This window comes from Vibrio sp. 1402, from assembly GCF_033340275.1.
This window is the reverse complement of record NZ_JAWOWE010000165.1, coordinates 1-815: the sequence shown is the minus strand read 5'-3', so window position 1 is coordinate 815 and position 815 is coordinate 1. Positions and strand designations below refer to the sequence as shown.

Here is an 815-nt window from a genome sequence, read left to right as displayed (position 1 = left end):
CAAAATGCGTCCTAGATCGGTTTCTTTGCTGTACTTGTTTTGAATGGCATCACGCGTTTCAATGATCCGCTGATAATGCTCGTCTGGGATGTCGCGTGCTTTCCTTGGATCCAAATGTGGCAGTGATAGCACGGCTATCAACACCAACAGCATAGTGAACCAAAAGATGGCAAAGATGCGTCCATACAAGCTATTAATCTTTGGCAGTTTGATGCGTGATAGGTGCATTAATCCTCCTCAAGCAGCATATAGCCGCGACCACGTAGGGTTTTGATGCGCGGTTTGCCATTGCTTTGGTCGGGCAGCTTTTTGCGTAAGTTCGACACGTGCATATCGATTGCACGGTCAAAGGCCGCCAGTCGTTTACCTAGTACGTCGAGGCTCAACGTCTCTTTGGTGAGTACGTGTCCTGGGTTTTGGACAAAGTGGGTCAACAGCGCGAACTCGGTTGCGGTTAGATCCAGCAATTGTTGATCGCAGTAAGCCTCTTGCTTGCCCGGATACAGGCGCAACTCTTGGTACTCAATACAATCGCTGTTTTTGCCGTTTTTCTGCGTGTTACTGGTGCGACGTAAAATCGCGCGAATACGAGCGAGCAGCTCTCGGTCACTGAAAGGTTTTGGTAAGTAGTCATCTGCGCCGAGCTCTAAACCGATCACTCGATCAATCTCTTCGCCTTTGGCGGTCAACATCAACACGGGGGTTTCCCAGTTCTCTCGCAGACGCTTCAGCGTTTCCATACCATTCAATTTTGGCATCATTACATCCAGTAGGATGAGGTCGATATCGCTGTTGATTGCGGCAAGGCCGGCTTC

The 815-nt window shown here is 49.6% G+C and carries 1 protein-coding gene and 1 pseudogene; both read right to left on the bottom strand.

All coding sequences use genetic code 11. From position 1 onward, the window contains the following. A pseudogene (cpxA, locus tag R7044_RS24840) lies at nucleotides 1-228 on the bottom strand (envelope stress sensor histidine kinase CpxA); the annotation flags it as partial. Beyond that, a partial coding sequence (locus R7044_RS24835) for a winged helix-turn-helix domain-containing protein (protein WP_225455950.1) occupies nucleotides 228-815 on the bottom strand: 588 nt, incomplete at its 5' end. The gene R7044_RS24835 and the pseudogene cpxA, both read right to left, overlap by 1 nt.